Origin of the sequence: uncultured Vibrio sp. (assembly GCF_947488985.1) — a bacterium.
Taxonomy (GTDB): Bacteria; Pseudomonadota; Gammaproteobacteria; order Enterobacterales; family Vibrionaceae; genus Vibrio.
This window is the reverse complement of the sequence record NZ_CANLBV010000207.1, coordinates 1-1,626: the sequence shown is the minus strand read 5'-3', so window position 1 is coordinate 1,626 and position 1,626 is coordinate 1. Positions and strand designations below refer to the sequence as shown.

The window sequence follows — 1,626 nt, the reverse complement described above, 5'->3', positions numbered from 1 at the left end:
TCCTGGTGCAGAGACTGCACTGTGATGGTCGTTTTGCCGTTAGCTTGCGCCAGCGTTGGGTAATGCCAGCCGTTCACGGTTTCAAGGATAAAGTCATAGGAATAAGTCAGGTCAGTGCCGTAGGTTTCACGTTCGCCCATCACCGTTCGACTTCCACCATGAATCGCTACAATCTCATCATTATCATTGACCCACGCTGAACCCGAATCCCCGCCCGTCGTGTGGGACTCGTTGACCATATTTAAGTAGATGATATATGATCGAGTCCAGTGAGCATGACTAAACGTAAAGTCCGCGCGATTGAGAGTTTCAATCGTGCCTCCAAAACCGCTTATATGAACAGGCTCATTGTCAGTCAGATCCCCAACGTTCAAAAAGTGAATATCATGATAATCAACAGAAGTATTAAGTTCCGCCAACGCTACGTCGTTATCAAATTGCCCAGCATCTTCATATTCAGGGTGCAACACTGAGTTCGCAATAGTGTGCGCGTCATGAGAAGCTGTCATTACCGTATCAAGCTTATCATCCTGGAGACAATGCGACGCAGTAATGGCATAGCGCCCCGCAATGAGGGTGGCGGTACAATACTGACTAGAGTTTATGCTGCTATCAATGCGCACAGTGTCATCTTGCGTAGACCAATCGATAGGCGTACCATTCACCACCGCTAAAGTTTGCGTAGAAAATAGTGTCAGCGCTAAAGCCGAAAAAAGAGTCGTTTTTTTCACGTTGGTATCCTTGAGAATGACCTGATATTTGATGGTATTCATTATACCAAAAAACAACCTATAAATGAGCTTATCTCTCTGTTTTATCTATGATCATTAGTTCTATTAAATGGCTTTTTATGATCGAAAAGCATACCCAGTTGGACTTAAAAACGCTCATCCTTGAGCGTTGATTATCGGCTTAATTATTCACAGCTGTAATAATTGGTTTTATCGGTACACTCTTTATCCCCATTACCGATGTTCCAGCAGCTTCTGTAAGATTGACTGCCGTACACCCCTTTCGGTGCGCACTCATGCCCTGTCGCGGTACCTAGCAGCATAATAGCTGAGTTTCCATGCGGAATACTGTTTATTGCCTTCCAGTGACCAAAATCGCCTTGGTTGCCGTCAGGGATTTCATCATCAGGTAAACCAAAATCACTAGGCGGAATGTGTACTGCTGCATTCGCTTCCTCAAACGGGCGATTGGACTCGAGCGCATCCTCATAGCTGACTTTCGCCAGCGCGCTGGTGCTTAGGCACATAGCGGCAATAAGTAAAACAGAATGTTTCATAGTGTGTTCCTTGTGTTGTGTTATTTACATTGAGTGATGGCGAGAACTTCACCTTCATTTCTAACATCAAGATCTCCCGTGATCAGGGACTTGACCCGAACCTCTAACCCCACCTGCCAACGATCGGTTGTTTGAGATATCAAATACGGCTTTTGACTTCCCGTGAGTTCAAAGTCTTGATGAATAGAGATATAACTAATACCGAGCGTAATATCGGGTTGCTGCCCCACTGGGCACGACGGTTTGTTTACGTAGTTACCATGAGCGACTGTGTAAACATTCGACAGCCCTTTCGAGACAATTTTTTGTGTGTTGTCGGAGTTGGCAATCGTGATGTC

At 45.3% G+C, this 1,626-nt stretch carries 2 protein-coding genes and 1 pseudogene; all 3 read right to left on the bottom strand.

What is annotated here, in order from left to right; translation table 11 throughout:
* Nucleotides 1-773: trypsin-like serine protease (locus tag Q1A70_RS19835; protein WP_299695728.1), on the bottom strand; the 773-nt coding region annotated here is incomplete at its 3' end.
* 143 nt (nt 774-916) lie between these two features.
* Nucleotides 917-1,288, bottom strand: coding sequence for a hypothetical protein (locus tag Q1A70_RS19830; RefSeq protein ID WP_299695730.1), 372 nt, complete (start codon nt 1,286-1,288; stop codon nt 917-919).
* Nucleotides 1,289-1,308: 20 nt separating this feature from the next.
* A pseudogene (locus Q1A70_RS19825) lies at nt 1,309-1,626 on the bottom strand (type II secretion system protein); the annotation flags it as partial.